The sequence below is a fragment of the Nonomuraea typhae genome, assembly GCF_009760925.1.
GTDB lineage: Bacteria > Actinomycetota > Actinomycetes > Streptosporangiales > Streptosporangiaceae > Nonomuraea > Nonomuraea typhae.
Map to the genome: position 1 here is coordinate 275,363 of NZ_VRLV01000008.1, position 18,918 is coordinate 294,280.

Genomic DNA, 18,918 nt, shown 5'->3' on the forward strand with positions numbered 1-18,918 from the left:
GGACTCGTGAGCGATGGCGATCGCGTTACAGCGCGGGCGGTTGCGGGCGCGGCTGACGCCGCGGCTGGTGTTGCTGGCGGCCGCCTTCTGCTTCATCACGGGCGCCTATGGAGCCGGGGTGCTCCTCGTGCCGGACCCGCCGCCGCTGGTGCTGGACGGGCGGATCCTGGTGGCGGGCGTGTACGCCGCGGTGGTGGCGCTGGTGCCGTACGGCCAGCGTGCGCTGCTGGTCTGGTGCGGGGCCGGGGCGCTGGCGCTCGGGTACGAGTCGGCGCGCTGGCCGCCGGTCCCGTGGGGGACGCCGGTGGCCGGCGACTGGGCGGCGTGGGTGGCCGGGCAGCCGGCGGCGGTCCTGGTGATGCTGGGCGTGGTCGTGCTGGGGCTGACGTGGGTCAGCATCGTCCGCATCCAGGCGGCCCGGGTGGCACGGCCGCGGCGGTCGGCGGGGCTGTTCCACCCGATTCCTCCGGTACGGCGGGCCGCGGCGGGCGTGGCGGCGCTGGGGGTGTTCCTGATGGCGTTGCAGGCGGCGGCGGTGGTCCGGATGACCGCGCTCCAGGTTGCCGGCGCGCCGGTCGAGGCGGCTCAGCTGCGCATGGCCTACCTGCCGCATCTGCTGGTCGCGGCGTTCCTGGTGGCCGGGTCGGCGACCGGCGGCAACCGGCCGTTGTTCCATCTCGTGGTGGCGGCCGCGGTCGCGCGGGGGCTGTGGCCGTACCCGCTGCCAGGGGAGCCGGAGCTGCCCGGGCTCCTGCCCGCCGCCTTCTGGACGGTCCTCGTGGTGCATGTGCCGGTCGCCGTCGCCGGGACCTACCTGGTGCAGCGGTTGCTCCGCTGGCCGTACCCCCGGACGGATCGGACGTGACCGGGCACTACCCCGCGGCCCGCGCCGCCAGCTTCCGGTGCTGGGCCGAGCGCAGCACCTTCGCCGCCTGCGCCGCCGAGGCCACCGGCGCCTCGCTCAGGAAGCCGCGGTTCTTCCGCAACGTCAGCAACCGGGTCACCGAGGCGTCCAGCCGCGCCTCGGAGATCCGGCCCGACTTCACCGCCCCCAGCACCGCGGCGTACGCCTTGGGGAAGTCGTTGGGCATGAGCAGCAGGTCGGCCCCGGCCAGCACCGCGCGGACGGCCACCTCGCCGTCGCCGTACTTCTTGCGCACGCCCTCCATGTTGAGGGCGTCGGTCGAGATCACGCCGTCGAACCCGAGCTTGCCGCGCAGCAGCCCGGTCAGGATGGGCTTGGACAACGTGGCCGGGTCGCCCGACGGGTCCAGCTTCGGCATCACGATGTGCGCGCTCATCACCGCGTCCACCCCGGCCGCGATCGCCGCCTCGAACGGCGGGGCGTCCAGCTTCTCCCACTGCGCCCGGCTGTGCTTGATCACCGGCAGGCCGGTGTGGCTGTCGGTCGAGGTGTCGCCGTGGCCGGGGAAGTGCTTGGCCGTGCTGGCCACGCCCGCGTCCCCGAATCCCCGTACGGCGGCGCCCACCATCTTGGCCACCTTGCCCGGATCGCTGCCGAATGCCCGGCGGCCGATCACCGGGTTGCGCGGGTTCAGGTTCACATCGGCGACCGGGGCGAAGTCCAGGTTCACGCCCAGGACCTTCAGCTCGTCGCCGGTCGCCTTGGCCACCGCCCGCGAGTAGGCGGTGTCACCGGTGGCGCCCACGCGGTCGGCGCTGGGCAGGTCGGTCATCAGCGCCGCCATCCGCGAGACCAGGCCGTTCTCCTGGTCGGTGCCGATCAGCAGCGGGACCTTCTTCGCGGCCGCCTGCATCCCGTTGGTGAGCTTGACCACCTGGCCGGCGCTCTTGACGTTGGCCGGGAACAGGATCACGCCGCCGAGGTGGTATTTGGCGATCACCTTCGCGGGCGTCTGGGCGCCGAAGCGGGCCTGGTTCTCGCCCGAGACGCTGTCGGCGGCGGTGCCGTACAGCACGGGCATGAACAACTGGCCGACCTTCTCCTCCCGGGTCAGCCCGGCCAGCACCTTCTGCACGTCACCGGTCTTCGGCGTCGGCGCGACGCTGGCCCGCGCGGGCGCCGGGGTGGGCCGGGCGGCGCCTCCCGCCGCGCTCGGCGCCGTCGTGCCGCCGGCGCCGCCACACGCGGCCAGAGCGAAGACGAGCATGCCTGCGGTGCCGAGTCGTCCAACCATGCCCACCAAACTATCCGGACGTAGGCATGCAAGCGCCTAAAGTCCGAGTTCGGAGAGTCCGGGAAGATTCGAGCGCGCCGCCGCCTTCGCGTGCAACGCCGTCTGCTGTCCCCGCGCCGCCTGCGCGGCCAGCTCGCACTCTCCCAGCGTGTGCGCCGCCAGTGCGGCCCGTACGGCCGGCAGCGCCGTGGCCCCCATCGACAGGGACGTCACCCCCAGCCCGGCCAGCACGCAGGCCATCAGCGGATCGGCCGCCGCCTCCCCGCACACCCCGCAGGGCCGCCCGTTGTCCGAGGCGGCGCCGGCCGTGGCGGCGATGAGGTCGAGCAGCGCCGGCTGCCACGGATCCTGAAGGCCGGCCAGCGCGCCCACCTGCCGGTCGGCGGCGAAGGTGTACTGGGCCAGATCGTTGGTCCCGATCGAGAAGAAGTCGGCCACCTGGGCCAGGCTGTCGGCCCGCAGCGCCGCCGCCGGCACCTCGATCATCACTCCGGCGCTCGCCAGCCCCGCGGTCCGGCAGGCGGCGGCGAACCACCTGGCTTCCTCGGCCGTGGCCACCATCGGCGCCATGACGTGCAGCTCCGCCTCGCTCCCCTGCGCGGCGGCGGCCAGCGCGGCCAGTTGCACCGCCATCACCTCGGGGTGCAGCTTGAACATCCGCAGCCCCCGCTCTCCCAGCGCCGGGTTCGGCTCGGGCGCGGACGCCTTCAGGAAGGCCAGCGGCTTGTCGGCCCCCGCGTCCAGCGTGCGCACCACGACCTTGCCGCCGGGGAACGCGTCGAGCACCGCCCGGTAGGCGTCCTCCTGCTCCTCCAGCGCGGGCGCCTGCGCGCGGTCCAGGAAGAGGAACTCGGTCCGGTACAGCCCCACGCCCTCGGCGCCGTTGACCAGCGCGCGGTCGAGGTCCTCCGGGCCGCCGACGTTGGCCAGCAGCGGCACCGGGTGCCCGTCCTTGGTACGGCCCGGGCCCCGGACCGCGGCGATGGCCGCCTGCCTGGCCGCCTGGGCGCCCACGAGCCCGCTCACCTCGTCGTCGGACGGCTCCAGCCGTACCTCGCCGGAAAGCCCGTCGACCAGCACCAGAGCGCCGGGCGGGATCGTGGTCGCGCCCGGACAGGCCACGACGGCGGGCACGCCCATGGACCTGGCCAGGATCGCGGTGTGGCTGGTCGGCCCGCCCTCCTCGGTGACGAACGCGGCCACGACGTCCTTCGACAGCAGCGCGGTGTCGGCCGGCGCGAGGTCACGGGCGATCAGCACGTACGGCTCGGCCGCCGCGGCCGGCACGCCCGGCAGGGGCTGCCCGGTCAGGTGGGCGATGACCCGGTCGCGGATGTCGTCGAGGTCGGCCACCCGCTCGCCGAGGTAGCCGCCGACGCCGGCGAGCATCTCCCGGTACTTGCCGAACGCCTCGTACACGGCCCGGGGGGCGGCCAGGCCGCCGTCGATGAGCGACTTGACGCCCACGATGAGGCCGGGGTCCTCGGCCATGAGCGCCTGCGCCTGCAGGATCTCCTTGGCCTCGCCGCCGGCCAGGTCACCGCGGGCTTCCAGGGCCCCGGCGACCTGCTTGAGCGCGGCCAGCGCGCGCTCCTTCTCCTCCTGCGCCTCGCCCGGGTAGGTCTGGCCCGCGGGGGGTTCGGGCACCGAGGCCGTCAGGATGTAGGCGGGACCGTGACCGATCCCCTGGCTGACCCCCGTGCCCTTCACGGCGCCTCGGCGATCTTGACCAGCTCGTCCAGCAACTCCTCGGCGCCCTCGCCGTCGGCGACGATGACGATGGTCTCGCCCTGGCGCACGTCCAGCGCCATCACCGACAGGATGCTCTTGGCGTTGACCTGGGGGCCGTTGGCCTTGCCCACGGTCACGTCGATGGCGGCCTTGGCGGCCGTCTGCACGAACGTCGCCGCGGGGCGGGCGTGCAGGCCCACCTCCGCCGCGATGGTGGCCTTGCGCTCTGCCATGAGAAATTTCCTCCTTGAAGATGGCGGTCCAGACCAGTTTGAACCTTAGGCGAAGGGCGGCCAGTCCACCCCTGTGAGGTCGGCCACCACGAGGTCCGCGCCGGACAGGTCGGCGTGGGCGTGGGTGGTGGCGACGCCCACGACGCGCATCCCGGCCGCCTTGGCCGCGGCGATGCCGGGCAGCGAGTCCTCGAAGACCACACAGTCGGCCGGGCCCGCGCCCAGCATCCGGGCGGCCAGCAGGAAGCCCGCCGGGTCCGGCTTGCCCACGGCCACGTCCTCGGCCGCGACCACCACCCTGATCAGCTCGCGGACCCCCACCTGGACCAGCCGTTCCTCGGCCCAGTCACGCCCGGCCGAGGTGACCAGGCCGATGGGCGAGCCGTACGCGGCCACCTTGCGGACCAGCTCGGCGGCGCCCGGAACCGGGACGATCTCCGGCAGCTCGGGATGGTCGTCGTAGCCGTAGACCTCGCGGATCAGCTCCTCGACGTCGTGGCCGGGGAACACCTCGGGGACCACGTCACGGCCCCTGCGGCCCATGAAGACCCGCACGTCCTGCCGGATGTCGTGCTTGTCGAGCAGCATCTGCCACATGGCCATGCTCCGCGCCTCGGTGTTGATCAGCGTCCCGTCCAAGTCGAACAGCGCGCACTTATGGTCGCGCCCGCTCCGGCCCTCGTCGGCTCGTTCCTCGCTCTCTCCGTCCGAGCTCCTGCGCTCCGGGTCTATTCCCACCGGAACAGCTCATCCCCGACATGCACATCTCCCACCGCGACGCCGGTCACCGCCTCGGCCGGCGCGTCCAGCGCGACCACCGGGCAGACCGGCGAGCGGCCGCCGGCCTCGATGGCCGCCGGGTCCCAGGCGACGACCGGCTGACCGGCGCTGACGCGGTCCCCTTCGGCGGCCAGGAGCTGGAACCCCTCCCCCTTGAGCTGAACGGTGTCGATGCCCAGGTGCACCAGCACGCCTCTGCCGTCGTCCCCCACGATGACGTAGGCATGCGGATGCAATTTCATGATTTTTCCGGGTATCGGGGCAACTGCCTTGCCCGGTCCCCGCAAGGGGTCGATGGCCGTGCCCGGCCCCACCATGCCCGCGGAGAAAACCGGATCGGGCACGGCCGCCAACCCCACTGCTGCCCCCTCGACCGGGGCGAGAACAGTAGTCATGATCTCGCCCTCTTAGCCGATGATGTCCTCGATGTCGCTGGCGATGGTGTCCGCCTCCGGCCCCACGACGACCTGGAACACGGTCCCGGCGGCCATCACCCCATGGGCTCCGGCCGCCTTGAGCGCGTTCTGATCGACCTTGGCGGGATCCTTCACCTCGGTGCGCAATCGGGTGATACAGGGCTCGATCTCGATGATGTTGTCGGCACCGCCGAGCCCAGCGATGATCGCGTTGACGTCCGCCGCCATCCGGTCCTCCTCCTGAATAACTCTCCGACCAGGCTAAACGACGCTCCGTGATCAGTTCGTCTGGGTCACCTTGTTCAGCCCGCGCGGCGCGTCGGGGTCGATGCCGAGCCGCCGGGCCAGCGCCTCGGTCAGCAGCTGGCCGGGGACGATCAGGCCCATCGGCGCCACCCACTCGGGCAGATCGGGGCCGTTCAGGGCGGCGGTGCCCGCACCGGCGAGAGCCGTACCACCGCCGACCGTGAAGGCGGCGGCGCCCGCGGCCACGACGCGCTCGGCCAGCGCGACGGTACCGGACAGGGTCGGACTGTTCTCGGCGGCGACCAGCAGGGCCGGGGTGTCGGCGTCCACGACGGCGATCGGGCCGTGCAGCAGGTCGGCGTAGGACAGGCCCATGGCGTGCAGGTAGCATGCCTCCTTGAGCTTGAGCGCGGTCTCCAGCGCGGTCGAGAACGCCATGCCGCGGCCGGAGACGACCACGCCCGGCTTGTCGGCCAGGCCCTCGACGACGGCGTCCAGGTCACCGGGCTCGGCGATCAGCTTCTCCACCGCGTCCGGGACCTTCTGCAGGTCGTCGGCGTTCACGTCGGCGCCCAGGCCCAGCGCGAGCACGGCCAGCGCGGCCAGCTGCGTGGTGTAGGTCTTGGTGGCGGGCACCGCCTTCTCCTCGCCCGCGAGCGTGACCAGCGCCAGGTCGGCGGCCTGGGCGAGCGGGCTGTCGGGGCCGCCGTTGGTGACGCCCACGGTCCTGGCGCCGCAGTCCTTGGCCCACGCCAGGGTCTCGACGATCTCCTCGGTGCGGCCCGACTGGGAGATGGCCACGGCGAGCACGCCGTCGAGGTCGAGCTTGCGCTTGTAGGTGGTGGCGATCGAGGGCGCGGCCAGCGCCGACAGGCGGCCCGCGTGCGACTCGATCAGGTAGCGCCCGTAGACTGCGGCGTTGTCGGAAGTGCCGCGTGCGATGAACAACAACTGACGGGTCTGCTCGCCCAGCGCCCGCACCTCATCGACTCTGGGGAGCAATGAGTCCAGGGTGGCCCGCAGCGCCGCTGGCTGCTCGGCGATCTCGCTGCGCATCTTCGTGGTCATCTTGTCCTCATCAGCTTGACTGATAATTCCGGCATGTGGTCTAGTCCGGACTAGACCAGTACGAACCATAGCTCATCACCTAGGGCAGATCGAGGGGAGGATCCGTGGCGCACATCGATCCGGACAGCCCGGTGCCGAAGTACTTCCAGCTGCGCGAGATCCTGCTGGACCTCATCGACAGCAACGAGCTCAGCATCGGCGCGGCGATCCCGTCCGAGCGCGAGCTCTGCCAGCGTTTCGGCCTATCGAGGATGACGGTACGGCAGGCCGTCGACCACCTGGTGTCCGAGGGACGGCTCCACCGCGTGCCGGGAAAGGGCACCTTCGTCGCCCGGCCGAAGATCGAGCTGGCACTCCAGCTCACCTCGTTCACCGACGACATGCGCGCCCGCGGGCTGATCCCCGGCTCGCGCGACCTCGACCGCCGCATCGTGCGCGCCAGCGCCCACCTGGCCAAGGAACTGGGCATCCAGCCCGGCGAAGAGGTGCACTTCATCGAACGGCTGCGCACCGCCGACGGCGAACCCCTGTCCATCGAACGCGCCCACATCCCGGTGAAGCTCGCCCCCGACCTGGCCGAGCACGACCTGTCCGACCGATCCCTGTATGAGCTGCTGGAGAGCCGCTACAACCTCGTCATGGACGCCGGCGAGCTCACCATCGACGGCGGCATCGCCGACCCCAGCGACGCCGACCTGCTGAAGCTGCCCCGCGGCGGAGCCGTACTCCTGCTCCAACGCCGGTCCTTCTCCGGCGGCGTCTGCGCCGAGCTGGGCGTGTCCACCTACCGGGCCGACCGCTACCAGCTGCGCACCATTCTGGAAATGCCCGCTCGACGCTGAGGATCACCGCAGTGAACGAGACCTCCGCGGCGGCGCCGTCGCCGCTCTCCCGCGTCGTCAGTGTGCTGCAGCGGTTAGGCCGCTCCCTCATGCTGCCCATCGCCGCCCTGCCCGCCGCCGCCGTCCTGATGCGCTTCGGCCAGCCGGACATGCTGGGCGCCAACGGCGCCGACCCGGGCGGCCTGGCCGACGTGGCCGGCTTCGCCTGGATGAGCCAGGTCGCCGCCGTCATCGACGCCGCCGGCTCGGCCCTGTTCGAGAACCTCCCGCTGCTCTTCGCGGTCGGCGTCGCCATCGGCTTCGCCCGCAAGTCCGACGGCTCCACCGCCCTCGCCGCCGTCGTCGGCTACCTCGTCTTCGACCGCGTCACCAAGACCATGTTCTTCGGCTCGGCCATCCGCGACACCGTCCTGCTCAAGGAGGCCAAGGCCGAAGGCGTCAAAGAGATCATCAACTACGGCATCCAGAACCCCACCAAGGTGCTCGGCGGCATCATGATCGGGCTGGTCACGGCCCTGCTCTGGCAACGATTCCACCGCATCAAGCTGCCCTCCTGGCTCGCCTTCTTCGGCGGGCGGCGGTTCGTCCCGATCATCACCTCCATCGTCGCCCTGCTCCTCGGCGTCGTCATCGGCTGGGCCTGGCCCCTGCTCGGCGAATGGATCGGCCACGCCGGCGAAGGGCTGGCCGGGCTCGGCCCCCTCGGCGCCGGCCTGTACGGCCTCATCAACCGGCTGCTCATCCCCCTCGGGCTGCACCACTTCGTCAACTCGATCGTCTGGTTCGCCGTACCCCAGTGCGAGGTCGGCGGACGCGCCTTCAGCGGCGACTGGAACTGCTACTTCGCCGGCGACCCCAACGCCGGCGAGTTCATGGCCGGATTCTTCCCCATCATGATGTTCGCCCTGCCCGCCGCGTGCCTGGCCATGTGGCGGGCCGCCCCCAAACACCGGCGTGCCACCGTCGGCGGCATCATGCTCTCGGCCGGGCTCGCCTCGTTCGTCACCGGCGTCACCGAGCCGGTCGAGTTCGCCTTCATCTTCGTCGCGCCCGTCCTGCTCGTCGTGCACGCCATCCTCACCGGCGCCGCCATGGCCCTGACCGCGCTCATCGGCGGCCAGCTCGGCTTCGGCTTCTCCGCCGGGCTGCTCGACATGCTGCTCAACCTCGGCAAGTCCAACACCCAGAACGTCCCCGGAATCCTCGCGCTCGGCCTCGCCTACGGGCTGATCTACTACGTCGTCTTCAGCTTCCTCATCAAACGCCTCAACATCATGACGCCGGGCCGCGAGCCGGAACCCGACCTCGACTCAGGCGAGACCACCACCCCCGCACGCGCCCCCTGACGGTTTTGCCGCGCGTGCGCGTGGTAGGAATCCACCATCCCCCGGCCTGAACTTCCGGGGGGAACGCATGAGCACCACGAGCGCCGAGGCTTCGATGTGGTCGTCGGCCTTCGCCGTCCTGCAGCGCATCGGCCGCTCGCTCATGCTGCCCATCGCCGTGCTGCCCGCCGCCGGACTGCTGCTCCGGTTCGGGCAGGACGACCTGCTGGGCCGTACCGACAACGCCTTCCTGGACCGGGTCGCGGGGATCTTCGCGGCGGCCGGCGGCGCGCTCTTCGACAACCTGCCGCTGCTGTTCGCGGTCGGCGTGGCCATCGGGTTCGCCAGGAAGTCCGACGGCTCCACCGCGCTGGCCGCCCTCGTCGGCTACCTCGTCTTCGACCAGGTGACCCGGCGCATGTTCTTCGAGTCCAGCGCGCCGGCCGTACACGACAAGGTCACGCAGACCCTCGCCGACGGCAGCAGGGTCATCAACCAGGCCGCCTCCGCCCAGCCCACCGGCGTGCTCGGCGGCATCCTCATCGGCCTGCTGGCCGCCGTGCTCTGGCAGCGGTACTACCGCATCAAGCTGCCCTCCTGGCTCGCCTTCTTCGGCGGGCGGCGGTTCGTCCCCATCGTCACCGCGCTGGCCGCCCTGGCCATCGGCGTCGTCATCGGCCTCATCTGGCCGCCCATCGGACAGGCCCTCACCAGCTTCGGCGACTGGCTGGCCACCCACTCCGCCCTCGGAGCCGGTCTGTACGGCGTGGCCAACCGGCTGCTGATCCCCCTGGGACTGCATCACTTCATCAACTCGATCGTCTGGACCGTGATCCCCGAGTGCACGGTCAACGGCGTGCACGCGGCCGGTGACCTCAAGTGCTACGCCATTGGCCAGCAGGGCGCCGGGATCTTCATGACCGGGTTCTTCCCGGTGCTGATGTTCGGGATCCCCGGCGCGGCCCTGGCCATCTGGCGGGCGGCGCCCAAGCACCGGCGGGCGGCCGTGGGCAGCATCATGGTGGGCGGCGCCCTGACCGCCTTCGTCACCGGGATCACCGAGCCGGTCGAGTTCGCCTTCATCTTCGTGGCGCCCGTCCTGTTCGTCGCGCACGCGCTGCTCAACGGGGCGTCCATGGCGCTGATGGCCGCTCTGGACACGCGGCTGGGGTTCAACTTCTCGGCCGGGCTGATCGACATGCTGCTGAACGCCAGCAAGTCGAACACGTGGGGGCTCGGGCTGATCCTGCTGATGGGGCTGGTGTACTTCGCGTTGTACTACGTGCTGTTCTCCTTCCTCATCCGGCGGCTCAACATCATGACGCCCGGGCGCGAACCGGAGGAGACGCCCTAGGCGTGCTTTCCGGCATCGCCGCTTTCCCGGCATCCGGCTGAGCCAGAAGGGTTTCGCGCGCCGCATCGGTCTTCGTTCTCGGCCCTAAACACGATCATGTGTCGGGGCGGGGGCGGTGATCTTTCCCGCCGTTCTCCCGCAAACCGGCTCGCCCTTCGAGAAAGTCCCCTCCCCGCGTATTCGGCGGCCGGGCCGAAAACTCCTTAATACGACCGCGTTTCAACCCCCCGAGGTCGAAGGAGGCCGCCATGTCCCCCGACATCCACGTGCTGCCAGAACCGCCCTACGACGGCGACGCCCACCGCACCGACGGCGCCCTGGCGCTCAAACCGGTCATCTGGGGGCCGCCCGGCGCCCTGCCCGACGAACGCCGCCTGCGCCACCTGGGGCAGGCGCTCGCCGAAGTCCTGGCCGGACGGCGACCGGCCGAGAGCCTGGCCGACCGGCTCACCGACCGGGCCTACCACGAACTCCTGCACGCCGGCCGCATGATCGAGACCGACCGGCCGCCGTTCGTCGGCGTACCGCATGTCAAGGAGCCCAAGGACGGGGCGATCGAGATGTGCCTCCTGGTCCACGGCGGCGAACGCAGCCACGTGCTGGCCGTCCGCCTGGAACGCCGCGGGGTGCAGTGGCTGTGCACCGACTTCGAAACCGCCTGACGGCGGCCCCTTCAGGTGAACACGCGGAAAGGCCCCCGACTCCCTCGGCGGGAGCGGGGGCCCTTCACGCACGCTCAGGCGGAGGCGTGCCGCGGGTCGCCGTGGCAGCGCTTGAACTTCTTGCCCGAACCGCACGGGCAGGGCGCGTTGCGCTCCACGTTGCCGTAGGCGGCGCGCTCGGCCGCGGTCGTGCGGACGCGGGTGTGCTCCACCTCGCCCTGCTCACCGGGCGCGGAGTACTCCAGCTCGGCCGGACGCTCGGGGCCGCGCAGGCCACGGGCGATGATGGAGCGGGTCTCCGCCACCATCGCGTCCTCCTGCTCCTCGACGATCGGGTTCTCCTGAACCTCGACCTCGATGTTGAACAGGAAGCCGACCGAGTCCTCCTTGATGCCCTCGAGCATCCCGGAGAACATCTCGAAGCCTTCGCGCTGGTACTCGATCTGCGGGTCCTTCTGCGCGTAGGCCCGCATGCCGATGCCCTCGCGCAGGTAGTCCATCTCGTAGAGGTGCTCGCGCCACTTGCGGTCGAGCACCGACAGGATGACCCGGCGCTCGAACTCGCGGGTGTTCTCCGGGCCGAGCTCCTCCTCGCGGCGGTCGTACGCCTTCAGGGCGTCTTCCCTGACCCGCCGGGAGATCAGCTCGGCCGTCAGCTCCTCGCGGCTGCCGGCCTCCTCGACGAGGTCCTCCAGCTTGACCGAGACCGGGTAGAGCTCGCCGAACGCCTTCCACAGCTTGTCGAGGTCCCACTCCTCGGCGAAGCCCTCGGCGGTGGCGCCGGCCACGTAGCCGTCGACGACGTTCTCGATGAAGCCGCGCACCTGGTCGTGCAGGTCGGCGCCCTCCAGGACGCGGTGACGCTCGGCGTAGATGACCTTGCGCTGGCGGTTCATGACCTCGTCGTACTTCAGAACTTCCTTGCGGATCTCGAAGTTCTGCTGCTCGACCTGGTGCTGGGCGGAGGCGATCGCCTTGGAGACGATGCCCGACTCGATCGGCTGGTCCTCGGGGATGTTGAGCCTGGTCATGATCATCTCGACGCGGGCCGAGTTGAACAGGCGCATCAGGTCGTCGCCGAGCGACAGGTAGAAGCGGGACTCGCCGGGGTCGCCCTGGCGGCCGGCGCGACCGCGGAGCTGGTTGTCGATGCGGCGCGACTCATGGCGCTCGGTGCCCAGCACGTACAGGCCGCCGAGCTCGGTGACCTCGTCGTGCTCGGCCTGCACCGCGCTCTTGGTCTTCTCCACCGCCTCCGGCCAGGCTTTCTCGTACTCCTCCGGCGTCTCGACCGGGTCGAGGCCCTTGGCGCGCAGGTCGAGGTCGGCGCGGAACTCGACGTTGCCGCCGAGCATGATGTCGGTGCCTCGACCGGCCATGTTGGTGGCGACCGTGACGGCGCCCTTGCGGCCCGCCTCGGCCACGATCGCGGCCTCACGCGCGTGGTTCTTCGCGTTGAGCACCTCGTGCTTGACGCCGCGGCGCTTGAGCGCCTTCGACAGCCGCTCGGACTTCTCCACCGAGGTGGTGCCGATGAGCACCGGCTGACCGGCGTTGTGGCGCTCGACGATGTCCTCGACCACGGCGGCGAACTTGGCGTCCTCGGTCTTGTAGACCACGTCCGCCTGGTCCTTGCGGATCATCGGGCGGTTCGTCGGGATCGGGACCACGCCGAGCTTGTAGGTCTGGTGGAACTCGTTGGCCTCGGTGACCGCGGTGCCGGTCATGCCGGACAGCTTGTCGTAGAGGCGGAAGTAGTTCTGGAGGGTGACGGTGGCGAGCGTCTGGTTCTCGTCCTTGACCTTCACGCCCTCCTTGGCCTCGATGGCCTGGTGCATGCCCTCGTTGTAGCGGCGGCCGTGCAGGATGCGGCCGGTGAACTCGTCGACGATGAGCACCTCGCCGTCGGCGACGATGTAGTCCTTGTCCTTCTTGAACAGTTCCTTCGCCTTCAGGGCGTTGTTCAGGAAGCCGACCAGGTGGGTGTGCTCGGGCTTGTACAGGTTGTCGATGCCCAGCCAGTCCTCGACCTTGGCGACGCCGTCCTCGAGGACGCCGACCGTGCGCTTCTTCTCGTCGACGATGTAGTCGCCGGTGCTCTCCTCGCCCGGGTTCTTCGCCTCGACACCGCGCCGCAGCCGGGGCACGATCTTGGCGAACTCGGCGTACCACTTGCCGGACTGCTCGCCGGGGCCGGAGATGATCAGCGGCGTGCGGGCCTCGTCGATGAGGATGGAGTCGACCTCGTCCACGATCGCGAAGCTGTGGCCGCGCTGCACGCACTCGTCCAGCGACCAGGCCATGTTGTCACGCAGGTAATCGAAGCCGAACTCGTTGTTCGTGCCGTAGGTGATGTCCGCCTGGTACTGCTTGCGCCGCTCGTCGGGTTGCTGCCCGGCCAGGATCATGCCGACTTCCAGGCCCAGGAAGCGGTAGATGCGGCCCATGTTCTCGGCGCCGACCTGCACCAGATAGTCGTTGACCGTGATGACGTGCACGCCCTTGCCCGCGAGCGCGTTGAGATACGCCGGCAGCGTACACGTGAGGGTCTTGCCCTCACCCGTCTTCATCTCCGCGATGTTGCCCTGGTGCAGCGCGGCGCCGCCCATGATCTGCACGTCGAAGTGCCGCTGGCCGAGCACGCGGTGCGCCGCCTCACGGACCGTCGCGAACGCCTCGGGGAGGATCTCGTCGAGGATCTCCCGGTCGATGGCGAGTTCGGCTTTGCGCCGCTTCTCGCGCTCGATGTCATCGGCGGGCTCGCCCTCGAACTTGCCCTCCCAGCGCTTGGCCTTCTCCTCGGCGAAACGCTGCTTGAGCTCGTCGGTCATGGCGCGCAAGTCTTCGTCTGCCATGCGCGTGAAGTCGTCCTCGATGGAGTTGACCTGGCGCACGATTTCCTTGAGCTTGCGGAGGGTCTTGCCTTCGCCGGCACGTAGGATCTTGTCGAGAATGGCTACCACTTTATGTAAGGCTCCTCGCAGGTCTACCCCGGCGGCGCCGCCAGGAGGAGAGGCCGAGACAAACTCCCCGTTGCCATCGTAGGCGGTCCCGCAACCAGACACAGCCAATGCGACGGGCCACCCGCCTCCCCCTTCTGGGAGAATGAGGTTTCGGCAGAGCGTATGCCGAAGTAGACCGATCTCGCACCATGACTGGCTGGCGGGAGAAACAGGGAAGGACAAGGCCATGTCTGGCGGAGAAAACCTGGGCAACCACGCCGGCCGCCCGTCGTCGTGGCTCGCGGTGGCGGTGGCTTTCGCGGGCTTCGTCGTAGCCGGGTTCGGCATGCCCCTCGAGAGCTGGCTGATGATCTGGATCGGGATCGGCCTTGTTGTCGTGGGCGCCGTGCTGGCGCTCGTGTTCGACATCATGTCCGACGTCGTCATCGATGCTCCCCGCGTGGGCATGCGCGCGGAGAAGCACCGCTAGAAGATCTCGCCCGGCGGGCACTTCGGGCGATTCCATCGGTTTATCGACGGCGGGCACCCGACGATTCTGTCGGTGCCCGCCGTTACCATTCCCGGCATGCACCTGACCGCCGACGACGCCAGAAGGCTCATCCTGCGCGCCCAGGGCCTGCTCGGCGCCGACGCCCGCAAGGGCGGCACCCACGCCATGCTCCGCCGTCTGGGCGCCGTCCAGCTCGACACGGTCTCCGTGCTGGCCCGCTCTCACGAACTGGTCGCCTACGCCCGCCTGGGCGCGGTGGGCAGGCAGAAGATCGAGCGCGCCTACTGGCACAACCCGGCCCGGAGCTTCGAGTACTGGTGCCACGCCGCCTGCATCCTCCCCATCGAGCACTGGCCCCTCTACGCCTTCCGCCGCCGCGCCTACCGCGAGCGCGGCCTGCGCTGGCACCAGGTCCCCGACAGCGTGGACAAACTCCTCGACCAGGTCCGCGAGCACGGCCCCATCACCACCTCAGACGTGGGCGGCGCCAAAAACGGCGGCCCCTGGTGGGACTGGTCCGAATCCAAGATCGGCCTGGAATGGCTCCTCGACATCGGCGAGCTCGTCTGCACCCGCCGCGTGGGCTGGCGCCGCGTCTACGACCTGGCCGAACGCGCCGTCCCCGCTGACCTGCTGGGCGACGACCTGTCAGACGAGGAGTGCATCGTACGGCTGGCCGCCGTGGCCGGCCGATCCCTCGGCGTGGCCACCACGGCCGACCTGGTCGACTACCTGAGAGTCAGAAACCACCACCGCTCCCTCCTGGAAGAGGCGCTAGCCGGCGGCGCCGCCGGCCTGATCCCGGTGGAGGTCTCCGGCTGGTCCCCTAAGGGCGGCACGACAAGGGCCTGGGCCGACCCCGTCGCCCTGGCGACGCCCCCCAAGGGCCGCCACCGCAGCACGCTGGTCTCCCCGTTCGACTCCCTGATCTGGCACCGCGGCCGCACGTCCCGCGTGTTCGGCTTCGACTACACGCTGGAGCTCTACGTCCCCAAGCACAAGCGGGTCCACGGCTACTTCACGATGCCCATCCTGGCGGGCGGCAAGCTGATCGGCCGAGTCGACCCGGCCCGCGAGGGCACCACCTTCGTGGCCCGCCAGATCGGCCTCGAACCCGGGATCTCGGTGTCCAGGTGGGGCTCCGCCGTACACGACGCCCTGCACGAAGCCGCCTCCTGGGTCGGCTGCGACACCGTCCGCATCGAACGCGCCGACCCCGCCCTCCTGACCCACGTAACCTGATCGGGTAGAGCTGCTTCCCGGAGGCGCGGATGTCTGAGATCTTCAGCTGGGTGGAGAACGCCGGGCTCCAACCCGAGCCCATCACGCTGGAGATCTGGCGTGAGCTGCCGGAAGAGTTCTGCCGTCAGGTGGAGGTGGTCGACGGGCAAGCAGTCCGATGTGAACCTCCGAGCAGGCTGCATCAGACGATGGCACGCAGGCTCATGAACACCTTGGAGACGGCTGCCCGGCAGCATGTCGCGCGAACCGCCGAGTGCGTCGAGGCCAACATGGACTTCGACGTCGTCCTCTGGGAGGTCCCACGGGCGCAGATCCGCCGCCCGGACGCCGCCCTCTACCGCTGCGCCCCCGATGATGAGCGCCCGCTGCCCGCACATCTGGTCCTCTTGGTGGTGGAGGTGCTGTCGGGCGCGGGCAAGGTCGATCTCATCGACAAACGGGCCGAGTACGCCGCTGCGGGCATCCCCTGGTACTGGATCGTCACGCTGGACGACATCGGCGTGGCCGCTGTCGAGGTGCTCGCCCTGGATCACGGGATCGGCGGCTACCGATCGGTGGCTGTGCTCGAACCGGGATCTCAAGACCGGGTGCCGGGTCCGATCCGGATCAAACTCGACTGGGAGCACCTTCACGCCTGACCAGGCCACCACAGCAGCACCAGCCGCCAGGCAAGGCAGACCGCGTGACCCGGCCGCGGTGGCAGTGACGGGTCAGGCTTCCGCACAGCACGGCCGCGGTGGCGGTGGCGGTGGCGGTGGCGGTGGCGTCAGGCTTCCGCACAGCATGGCCGCCTGGCGGGGGCCGCTGCTGCGCGGGGCACGGCTGCCCGGTGGGCGGGTTCCGCGGGTCCCGGTCGCGGGGCTTTCGCGCAAGCTCAGCCGCTGGGGGGCGGCTACTGCCGCGCGAGCGTGGCTCCTGGGCAGGCACGTTTCTGCCTGGACATGGCCACTCTGCCTGGACATGGCCACCCGTCTACCTGGACATGGCCAGCCGCCAGATATCCGCACGAGCTCGGCCGCTGGGCAGGGCCTGCTGCTGCGTGAGCGTGGCTTCTGGGTAGGCATGTTTCTGCCTGAATACGGTCACCGGGCAGATTTCCGCACGGGCCCGGCCGATAAGCGGGGCCGGCTTATGCGGGGTATGGGCGGGCTTCGCACGAGCTTGGTCGTGGGGCAGGGCCGCTGCTGTGGGGATGGGCCCACAGCAGGGCGGCTCCGGACGCGGGGCGCCACGGCAGGGCCTTCCGAGGGAGGCCGGTGGCGCCGCGGGTCAGGTGATTTCCAGCATGCGCTCGCGGACGGCGTAGACCACGGCCTCCATCCGGGAGTGGAGCTGGAGCTTGTCCAGGATGTTGCGGACGTGGTTCTTCACCGTGTTCTCGGAGATGAACAACTGCTTGGCGATCTCGCGGTTGTTCATGCCCTTGGCCACGAGGCGCAGCACCTCCATCTCGCGCTCGGTCAGCCGCGGGACGGGGAGCTGGGGCGGGCGTTCGGCCTCCTTGCGGCTCATGTTGGCGAACTCGGTGATGAGCTTGGCGGCCATGGCGGGGTTGATGAGGGACTGGCCTTCGTACACCCCGCGGACGGCGTCGGGGACGTCGTTGATCTGGACGTCCTTCAGGAGGTAGCCGGTGGCGCCGGCCTTGATGGCCTCGAAGAGGTCCTCTTCCTCGTCGCTCACGGTGAGCATGATGATGCGCGTGCTCGGGACGGACGCCTTGATGCCCTTCGTGGCCTCGATGCCGTCCTGGCGGGGCATGCGCACGTCCATGAGCGCCACGTCGGGCATGAGGCGGTCGGCCATCTCGACCGCCTCCTGCCCGTCGCTTGCTTCTCCGACCACCTCGATGTCGGGCTCCGCGGCCAGGGCCAGTGCGAGACTGCGCCTGATCAGCTCGTGATCGTCCACGATCAGTACGCGGATCGGCTCGTCACGCCCCGGCGTGGGGGTCTCGCCGCTGACAGTCACCCAAGCCTCCTCAGCCGGCCTTCGGCCGAGGTCTGGCTCCGTCGCCTGCCCCGCATGGTCACAGAGCTCCCTTCGGCTCCGTGACCGCCTCCGGCGGCCTGCCCGTGACTGTCTGCCCGTGCCGCGCGCCGCGCGGGATGTCACGCGCGGCGCAGCACTCGTTGGTCCGCTCGATCACGCGGCCTCCCTGTTCGGCCGCGCGACGGCGTGGTCGTCGCTTCGCGTGGGCTCGCGGGTGGAACTCCTCGCCGGAGGGCTTGGAGTTCGCAGGCCGCGAACGCTTCGCTCGCTCACGTCTCCTCCTCGTGGGGGCCAGAGCCGTTGGACCGCCCATGATGGCATGGGTACCGCGGTCCTAGGGTGGTCGAGAAGATCTTTAATTCGGCGTTCAGGGCTCGATGAGCCTCAGCAGGCCGTAGTTGTAGCCGCGCCGGTTGTACACGACGCTCGGCTGACCGCTCTCCTTGTCACGGAACAGATAGAAGTCGTGGCCGACCAGTTCCATCTCGAGGAGAGCCTGGTCGATGGTCATGGGTTCCGCTTTGTGGTGCTTCTCCCTGACGATGAGCGGCCCGTCGCCGTCCATCTCGATGGGGACGATGTCGTCGTATTTCTTGTCGTCGGGCAGGTTGTCGTTCTCGGACTCGGCCTGCTTGGTAACCACCGTGGACTTCTGTGGCGCCACGTCGGCGGGGCCGCCGAGGGTCGCGGTCAGCTCGGCCACGGATGGGATGGCGTGGTTGCCGTGGTGAACCTTGCGGCGGTCGGCGAGCCTCCTGAGGCGGCCTTCCAGTTTGTCGAGGGCGATGTCGAGGGCGGCGAATCGGTCGTCGGCCGACGCCTCGGCGCGGATGGCCGGGCCCCGGGAGTGAATGGTCAGCTCGACGCGCTCACGCTGATCGGCGATGCGCGGATTGCGCTCCTTCGACACCTCCACATCGACTCGAATGAGCTTGTTGTCCAGACGCTCGATCCTGGCCAGCTTGGTCGTCACCAAGTCGCGGAACCGGTCGCTCACTCCTGTGTGCCGGCCCTTGACGATGATGTCCATGCAACAGCCCCCCTTCGTCTAACGACTGAGAAAGAGCACCCGACCACGTGCCTGTCGGGCGGGGTCTTCTGTCTGCCTTTCTCTCACCGTTACCCTCTTCCGACGTCTCGTTACCGGGAACTCGGTGTGTGGCACCCGTCCGGCCGACCTGGTCTTCGACCCCACATCCGCCTGCTGAGGGTTTCGCAGCTCTGATGCCACTACTGCCCTTCTCTCCTGACGAGGGACATCTGGCCCCTCGGGAAGGCAGGACTTACCCCTAAGCCGCACCGTGATCAGTCGACAAAGAGTCGCCTTACGTGGACCGTTTTGCCTGCGGCTGGCATCGGCTAGCAGAGCCGGGAGCCCCGGCCCTGCGCAACCACGGACCCGAACGGGTGCCATG

18 protein-coding genes are annotated in these 18,918 nt (G+C 69.9%); 8 read left to right on the forward strand and 10 right to left on the reverse strand.

Annotated features, from left to right (window positions below; translation table 11 throughout):
• Positions 1–13 precede the first annotated feature (13 nt).
• Positions 14–865, forward strand: a complete 852-nt coding sequence (locus tag FVE25_RS29995; RefSeq protein ID WP_157250444.1) for a hypothetical protein — start codon at positions 14–16, stop codon at positions 863–865.
• A gap of 7 nt (positions 866–872) precedes the next feature.
• On the opposite strand, the gene nagZ is transcribed toward FVE25_RS29995, so the two are convergent.
• Genes nagZ through FVE25_RS30030 form a run of 7 tightly spaced genes read right to left on the reverse strand, consistent with a single transcriptional unit; the run spans position 873 to position 6,633 of the window.
• Positions 873–2,159 carry a beta-N-acetylhexosaminidase gene (gene nagZ, locus FVE25_RS30000; RefSeq protein ID WP_157250445.1) on the reverse strand — a complete coding sequence of 429 codons (1,287 nt, stop codon included), beginning with the start codon at positions 2,157–2,159 and terminating at the stop codon, positions 873–875.
• Positions 2,160–2,195: 36 nt separating this feature from the next.
• Positions 2,196–3,869 (reverse strand): phosphoenolpyruvate--protein phosphotransferase, encoded by a 1,674-nt coding sequence (gene ptsP, locus FVE25_RS30005; RefSeq protein ID WP_157250446.1) that lies wholly within the window; start codon positions 3,867–3,869, stop codon positions 2,196–2,198.
• Positions 3,866–4,123, reverse strand: coding sequence for an HPr family phosphocarrier protein (locus FVE25_RS30010; RefSeq protein WP_157250447.1), 258 nt, complete (start codon positions 4,121–4,123; stop codon positions 3,866–3,868). The genes ptsP and FVE25_RS30010 overlap by 4 nt, the downstream gene beginning before the upstream one ends.
• A 45-nt stretch (positions 4,124–4,168) precedes the next feature.
• A complete protein-coding gene (locus FVE25_RS30015; RefSeq protein ID WP_246267641.1) occupies positions 4,169–4,861 on the reverse strand; it encodes an HAD family hydrolase in 693 nt (230 codons plus the stop codon).
• On the reverse strand, positions 4,852–5,298 hold the full coding sequence (locus tag FVE25_RS30020; RefSeq protein WP_157250448.1) for a PTS sugar transporter subunit IIA: 447 nt from the start codon (positions 5,296–5,298) through the stop codon (positions 4,852–4,854). The genes FVE25_RS30015 and FVE25_RS30020 overlap by 10 nt, the downstream gene beginning before the upstream one ends.
• Before the next feature lie 12 nt (positions 5,299–5,310).
• Positions 5,311–5,547, reverse strand: coding sequence for a PTS sugar transporter subunit IIB (locus FVE25_RS30025; RefSeq protein ID WP_157250449.1), 237 nt, complete (start codon positions 5,545–5,547; stop codon positions 5,311–5,313).
• A gap of 51 nt (positions 5,548–5,598) precedes the next feature.
• Positions 5,599–6,633, reverse strand: coding sequence for an SIS domain-containing protein (locus FVE25_RS30030; protein WP_157250450.1), 1,035 nt, complete (start codon positions 6,631–6,633; stop codon positions 5,599–5,601).
• A 104-nt stretch (positions 6,634–6,737) separates the two neighbouring features.
• Here FVE25_RS30030 and FVE25_RS30035 point away from each other — a divergent pair, with 104 nt between their 5' ends.
• From FVE25_RS30035 to FVE25_RS30050, 4 genes are all read left to right on the forward strand, one after another.
• The gene (locus FVE25_RS30035; RefSeq protein WP_157250451.1) at positions 6,738–7,475 is read left to right on the forward strand and encodes a GntR family transcriptional regulator; all 738 of its coding nucleotides are present in this window, start codon (positions 6,738–6,740) and stop codon (positions 7,473–7,475) included.
• Between the two features lie 11 nt (positions 7,476–7,486).
• Positions 7,487–8,821 carry a PTS transporter subunit EIIC gene (locus FVE25_RS30040; RefSeq protein ID WP_157250452.1) on the forward strand — a complete coding sequence of 445 codons (1,335 nt, stop codon included), beginning with the start codon at positions 7,487–7,489 and terminating at the stop codon, positions 8,819–8,821.
• A gap of 67 nt (positions 8,822–8,888) precedes the next feature.
• Positions 8,889–10,154, forward strand: a complete 1,266-nt coding sequence (locus FVE25_RS30045) for a PTS transporter subunit EIIC (protein ID WP_157250453.1) — start codon at positions 8,889–8,891, stop codon at positions 10,152–10,154.
• A 248-nt stretch (positions 10,155–10,402) separates the two neighbouring features.
• Positions 10,403–10,816 carry an Rv3235 family protein gene (locus tag FVE25_RS30050; protein ID WP_157250454.1) on the forward strand — a complete coding sequence of 138 codons (414 nt, stop codon included), beginning with the start codon at positions 10,403–10,405 and terminating at the stop codon, positions 10,814–10,816.
• A 74-nt stretch (positions 10,817–10,890) separates the two neighbouring features.
• On the opposite strand, the gene secA is transcribed toward FVE25_RS30050, so the two are convergent.
• The gene (secA, locus tag FVE25_RS30055) at positions 10,891–13,779 is read right to left on the reverse strand and encodes a preprotein translocase subunit SecA (RefSeq protein ID WP_157250455.1); all 2,889 of its coding nucleotides are present in this window, start codon (positions 13,777–13,779) and stop codon (positions 10,891–10,893) included.
• A gap of 226 nt (positions 13,780–14,005) precedes the next feature.
• Between secA and FVE25_RS30060 the strand changes: the two genes are divergently transcribed.
• The 3 genes from FVE25_RS30060 (at position 14,006) to FVE25_RS30070 (ending at position 16,149) form a co-directional block, all read left to right on the forward strand.
• Positions 14,006–14,248 carry an HGxxPAAW family protein gene (locus FVE25_RS30060; protein WP_157250456.1) on the forward strand — a complete coding sequence of 81 codons (243 nt, stop codon included), beginning with the start codon at positions 14,006–14,008 and terminating at the stop codon, positions 14,246–14,248.
• 96 nt (positions 14,249–14,344) lie between these two features.
• On the forward strand, positions 14,345–15,511 hold the full coding sequence (locus FVE25_RS30065; RefSeq protein WP_157250457.1) for a winged helix-turn-helix domain-containing protein: 1,167 nt from the start codon (positions 14,345–14,347) through the stop codon (positions 15,509–15,511).
• Positions 15,512–15,540: 29 nt separating this feature from the next.
• Positions 15,541–16,149 (forward strand): Uma2 family endonuclease, encoded by a 609-nt coding sequence (locus tag FVE25_RS30070; RefSeq protein ID WP_157250458.1) that lies wholly within the window; start codon positions 15,541–15,543, stop codon positions 16,147–16,149.
• 631 nt (positions 16,150–16,780) lie between these two features.
• Here FVE25_RS30070 and FVE25_RS30075 read toward each other — a convergent pair.
• Positions 16,781–17,482, reverse strand: coding sequence for a response regulator (locus tag FVE25_RS30075; RefSeq protein WP_157250459.1), 702 nt, complete (start codon positions 17,480–17,482; stop codon positions 16,781–16,783).
• Positions 17,483–17,870: 388 nt separating this feature from the next.
• A complete protein-coding gene (gene hpf / locus FVE25_RS30080) occupies positions 17,871–18,533 on the reverse strand; it encodes a ribosome hibernation-promoting factor, HPF/YfiA family (RefSeq protein ID WP_157250460.1) in 663 nt (220 codons plus the stop codon).
• Between the last annotated feature and the right edge of the window lie 385 nt (positions 18,534–18,918).